This is a genomic window from Paenibacillus sp. 01L418 (assembly GCF_056400045.1).
The window spans coordinates 1-5,518 of sequence record NZ_JBFTSN010000417.1; the positions used below are offsets into that span (position 1 = coordinate 1).

Consider the following 5,518-nt stretch of genomic DNA (forward strand, 5'->3'; position numbering starts at 1 on the left):
GTATTTGACCGGTGTAAGGGTGGCCAAGGCGAAGGAGCTGCTTCAYAATTCGGCGATGAAGCTGTATGAAATTGCGGAGCAGGTGGGCTACAAGGACCCGAATTATTTTAGCATTTTATTTAAGAAGCACACAGGTATAACGCCAAAGGATTACAGAGAGAGACAAATAAAGGGGAGCGGAGCCTAACATGCTCAAAGATCGGTTCTTTCCTTTGTTTCCGCTAAAAAGCATTCAATCCAATATATCTTTAGCTTTTTCTATGCTGATTTTGGCTGCTATCGTATTAACAAGTCTAGTAAGCTATCAAGTTTCCGTATCGGCGGTTGAGCGGAATTCGAAAGGCTACATTGAGGAAATTATTAAGCAGGTCAACCTAAATATTCAATCGTATGTCGACAATATGGAAAATATTTCACTGCTCGCTTTAACGAATAAGGACGTCAAGTATTACATATCGGACAATAACTTCATCAGCGCAGAGAACCGCCGCACGTACGAGAAGCAAATTTCCGACTTGTTCCAGGCGATCTTGTATACGCGCAAGGACATTGCATCCATTATGGTGTTTGGATACAATGGACGATTTGTTTCTGACCGCCGAATTACTACCTTAAATCCAAATACAAAGACAGAGGATCAAGAGTGGTATCAGCTGGCAAAAGCGGCAGGCGGCAGGTCCGTCGTTTCTGCTCCTCATGTACAAAGCTTAATTGAAAACGAATACCGCTGGGTGGTTTCTCTGAGTCGTGAGCTTAAGAGCACAGATGGAATTAAGGCGGATGGCGTACTCCTCGTTGATCTAAACTTAAGTGTCATTAATGACATTTGCGAAAATATTAACCTCGGCAAAAAAGGTTATCTCTTCATCGTGGATAACGAAGGTCATATCGTTTATCATCCGCAGCAGCAGCTCATCGATAGCAAATTGCGTACAGAGCGTATTGCAGAAGTTTTGCAGGCTCCAAGCGGTCAATCCTTCGTCGTGAACGAGGGTGGAGACAAACGTATTTACTCCGTGCAGGACACGAACTTTGGTTGGAGAATTGCCGGAGTGGCTTATTCAGATGATTTAATTGCAAACAAAGAGGGTCTGCGTAATTCCATTATTTTTTATTCCTTATGCGGCTTAGCCATTACGCTGCTGATTTCTATAGGATTGTCACATCGTTTATCCAAGCCTATTAAAGTATTGCAATCCGACATGAAGCAAGTAGAGAAGGGCAACTTCAATATTCAGACGGAAATTGGCCAAATGAATGAAATCGGACAGCTGGGTCGATCTTTTAACTTAATGGTCAGCCGAACCAAGTTTCTAATGGAGGAAACGATTTTAAATCAGGAAAATAAGCGAAAGAGCGAGCTGCTGCTGCTTCAATCGCAAATCAATCCTCATTTTTTATACAACACTCTCGATTCGATTGTGTGGATGGCCGAGCAGAAGCAGCATGAGGAGGTCGTTCTGATGACATCCGCTTTAGCTAAGCTGTTCCGCGCAAGCATTACGAAGGAAAAAGAGCTGGTTCCGATTCGAGTGGAAATTGAGCATATTACGAACTACTTGCTTATACAGAAAATGSGCTATAACGATGAGCTTAATTATGTCATTGATATGGACGAATCGATTCTTGATTATAAAACGTTAAAAATATTGCTTCAGCCTTTTGTAGAAAATGCGATCTATCATGGCATCCGGAACATGTATGGCATGGATGATGGATTAATTACGATCCGCGGAAGGCAGGCAGGCGATCAAATTATTTTTGAAGTAGAGGATAACGGCCAAGGGATGTCAGCGGAACAGCTAGGGAAGCTTCTCTACAGCAATTTGGAGGATAACGCCAACCAGGGCATCGGGATACGCAATGTAAACGAGCGAATCAAGCTTTATTTTGGGCATGAGTATGGCATTCAAATTCGCAGCGAAATTGAAGAGGGCACCTGTATTACGATCGTAATACCGAAGCTCGATTAAGGGGGAAGCAAAATAATGCGAAAGCATCGATTTACGCTGCTGCTAGTCGTGGCAATTGCGATGATTGCCATCTATTTTGTATTCAACTTTAATCTGCTTTTTGGTGTTAACCATGAGGAGAAAAATGTTACGGTCATTTTGAAATCCTTAAATATTCGACTTGATTTCTGGCAGGCAGTCAATCAGGGTGCGGAAGCAGCAGCTAAGGAAACGGGGCTAAACCTGAGTGTAGAAGGTCCGCTTATTGAAGGCGATTCCAATGCTCAGATTCAAATCTTGGAGGATGCGATCGCACGGAAGCCGCAAGCGATTGTCATTGATATGGTAATGGATAATCGAATGCCAGCTATTCTTGCCAAGGCGCGCGCTGCAGGCATCAAGCTGGTCATTATTAATCATTCTCCGAGTATGAAGCCCTCTCCTATCGTTGTTTCAAGCAACCATAAAGAAGCAGGACAACTAGCAGGACAAACCTCCATTCAGGAAACGGACGGTGATCCGAATATTGCCGTTATTAGTGATTACGCGAGCTCTATTATTTCGCAAGAGAGGCTGGAGGGAATGCGCTTTGCATTGAAGGGCTACAAAGCGAGTGCAATGGAAACCTATTATGCAGATGATTCCGAGGATCAAGCCTATGAAATTGCCAAGCGGCTGCTTCGAAGCGATTCCGGCATTAATACATTTATTACACTCAATCAATCCGCGTCACAGGGGGTTGCAAGGCTGCTGAAGGAGTATAACAAGGCAGGTGCTATTAATCTTATTGGATTTGATAGCACCAGTGATGAGGTTCAATTGCTGGAGTCGGGCATTATGACAGCTTCTATTGTACAAAAGCCATTTAATATGGGTTATCTTGGCGTGAAAGCGGCGCTAAAGCTAATTGATGGAGAAAAAACCGAGCCTATCACCTATATCGAATCCAATGTCATCACGAAAGAAAATATGTATACAACGGAAAATCAGAAGCTGCTATTCCCATTTATAACGAGTAAGTAGATTCCTATTTGGAAGGATAATATAACCCTATGCAGCGAAAACGCTATGGAACTAAGCCTCTTATGGTTGCTATCAGCCTTTTGTTAATTACAGTAGTTTCCTCATCGTGCATGAACGAGAACCCAGAGCCAGTTGCAACTCCGAAGGAGGAGCGGGCGTTGATTCGGTTTGTCGCCTCCGAATACAGTACGGAAACGAAGCCGCTGCTTGAGAAGCTAGTAAAAGAGTTTGAGAGGAAAAACCCCCTCATTGATGTAGAGCTGCAAGTAGCCAACTGGGATATACTCGATGGAATCTATACGACAATGATTAGCAAAAACCAGCCTCCCGATCTTCTGAATACGAATGTGTATGCCCATTACGCCAAGGATGGCTTGTTGAATAATATGGACGATATTATATCGCCTGAACTAGCGAATCGGCTGTATCCGAACTTAGTAGATATGGATCAGATAGATGGGGTACAATACGCAATTCCATACGTAGCCACTACACGGAATTTATACTACAACAAGGAGCTGTTCCGCAAAGCGGGCATTGCCGCCCCTCCGACAACATGGTCGGAGCTGGAGCAGGCCGCAATGAAAATTAAAGCGCTTGGTGCAGCAGACGGCTTCGGAATTGACCTGTCGGACAATGAGACTCAGGCGACTTTGTCTTATATATTTTTTGGCTCGGGCGGAGATTGGATTAAGGATGGGAAATGGGCCATTAATTCACCGACCAATGTGGAAGGATTGTCTTTTTTTAAAGAGCTGTTTGATAAAGGCTTGACTGAGCCAGAGCCAAACATAACGACTCGCGACGAGAAGCAGCGAATTATGGGCGGAGGCAATCTTGCTATGATGATATCAGGCAATTATTTCTCGGCAGTCGTCCCCAAAGAGTTTCCGGAGCTGGAATGGGGAAAGGGTCCGATTCCAGTAAAGGATGGTACATCGCCAATTACGTTTGGTGTACATGATCTGCTTGTCTCCTTCAAAACCGATCATACGAACAAAGAAGCATTGTCCAAGTTTCTTGACTTCCTCTATGAAGATCGAGCTTATGAAGAAATGATTAAACGCGAAGGGTTTCTTCCCGTCACGACGACGGTGGGCGCCAAGCTGTCGGAGAAGAGCGAAGTGATCAAAAGCGATTTGGAAGCGTTAAGCAAAGCGAGGTTTTATCCGGCGAAGGAGCCTGCTTGGCAAGCGGTGCTTGATTATACCCGTAAGCTCGGTGAAGCTGTTCTATATGAGCAAATGACGCCAAAGGCGGCATTAGATGAATTGCAGTCTTTTGCAGAAAACAAGAGCAATCCGCAAAAATAAGCACTATCTTAGCGAAATTACTCGAAAAATAGCTTTATATGCACGGAAGAGAAGATAATAAAGAATATATGGAAGATATTCAATAGAGATTATAGCCCTCCCAATTTATGATGAAATTACACGATGGAGCAGCAAGATGAGCCCCTAAGTACAGTGTAAAAAACATCATTTTTGGGAGGGTTTGCTTTAATGATTATGAAGAAAAAGATTGCAGCGCTTGGTATCGCCGTTATTTTGGCTGCCGTATCGTTAGTTGGATGTGGCTCGAATAGCAATAATGGTGGAGCAGCTACTAATGCACCTACAAAGGAGCCGGCTGCTGAAGCGACGGACGCACCTGCTGCTACCGACACGACGGTTAAGCTAACAGGCGATTTCGAAATTCAATATTTTGTGGGCGGGTATGGCGATAAATGGTGGAAAAAAGTTATTGCTGATTTCCAAGCTGCAAATCCGGAGCTTAACATTAAAGAATCCGCAGGACCTAAAATTAACGATCAAAATAGACCTCGCTGGATCGGCGGCAACCCGCCAGATTTCGTATACATCGATGGTCCGGTATTGAACGATCGCCAAATGGTTGAAGACGGCCAGCTGGAAGATTTGACGGATTGGCTGAAAGATGCCAAAAACGTTGACGGTGATCTAATCAGCGACATTTTGGCTCAACCTGCTCAACAATTTGACGGTAAAGTATACAACATTCCACTCGTACTCAACTCATGGGGTGTTTTCTGGAACAAAGCGCTCTTCAAGGAAAAAGGCTGGGCTGAACCAACTGACTTCCCATCGTTCCTTGCTGTAAGCGAAAAAATCAAAGCAGACGGCATTACGCCGTTCATTCACACAGGTAAATACCCGTACTATATCAATGGCTCGTTCCTGTATCCAGCTATCGTATCAGCAAACAACAACGATTTCTCCATTCTTCAAGATATGGCAGCTAACAAAGTAGAAGCTTTTGAGAGCCCTGCTGTTCTTGCTGCATTGAACAAAATCGTAGAAATGCGCGATAAGGATTACATCGACAAAGCTTCTATCCAAATCAATCACACGGATTCACAAATGCTATTCCTGCAAAACAAAGATGCTTTCATTGTGAATGGCCTTTGGCTGCCTAATGAAATGGCTAAAGACGTTCCTGCTGGCTTTGACTTTGGTTTCATTCCTTCCATTACGCAAGAAGCAGGCGGTAAAGTGGTTGCGAATACATCCACAGCTACTGTAGCC

At 44.0% G+C, this 5,518-nt stretch carries 5 protein-coding genes; all 5 read left to right on the forward strand.

Annotated elements, in window-relative coordinates; genetic code table 11:
• Window positions 1-187: helix-turn-helix domain-containing protein (locus tag AC1DSE_RS29195; RefSeq protein ID WP_477528623.1), on the forward strand; the 187-nt coding region annotated here is incomplete at its 5' end.
• A 1-nt stretch (window position 188) separates the two neighbouring features.
• A complete protein-coding gene (locus AC1DSE_RS29200) occupies window positions 189-1,973 on the forward strand; it encodes a cache domain-containing sensor histidine kinase (protein ID WP_477528624.1) in 1,785 nt (594 codons plus the stop codon).
• 15 nt (window positions 1,974-1,988) lie between these two features.
• A complete protein-coding gene (locus tag AC1DSE_RS29205; protein ID WP_477512402.1) occupies window positions 1,989-2,975 on the forward strand; it encodes a substrate-binding domain-containing protein in 987 nt (328 codons plus the stop codon).
• A 29-nt stretch (window positions 2,976-3,004) separates the two neighbouring features.
• Window positions 3,005-4,288, forward strand: a complete 1,284-nt coding sequence (locus AC1DSE_RS29210) for an extracellular solute-binding protein (protein ID WP_477512401.1) — start codon at window positions 3,005-3,007, stop codon at window positions 4,286-4,288.
• Window positions 4,289-4,477: 189 nt separating this feature from the next.
• The coding region (locus AC1DSE_RS29215) for an ABC transporter substrate-binding protein (RefSeq protein ID WP_477528625.1) at window positions 4,478-5,518 on the forward strand (1,041 nt) is incomplete at its 3' end.

What these genes read in the sequence shown, in the direction of transcription:
- AC1DSE_RS29205 (WP_477512402.1), top strand. Translation starts at nt 1,989, where the DNA reads ATGCGAAAGCATCGATTTACGCTGCTGCTAGTCGTGGCAATTGCGATG.
- AC1DSE_RS29210 (WP_477512401.1), top strand. Translation starts at nt 3,005, where the DNA reads ATGCAGCGAAAACGCTATGGAACTAAGCCTCTTATGGTTGCTATCAGC.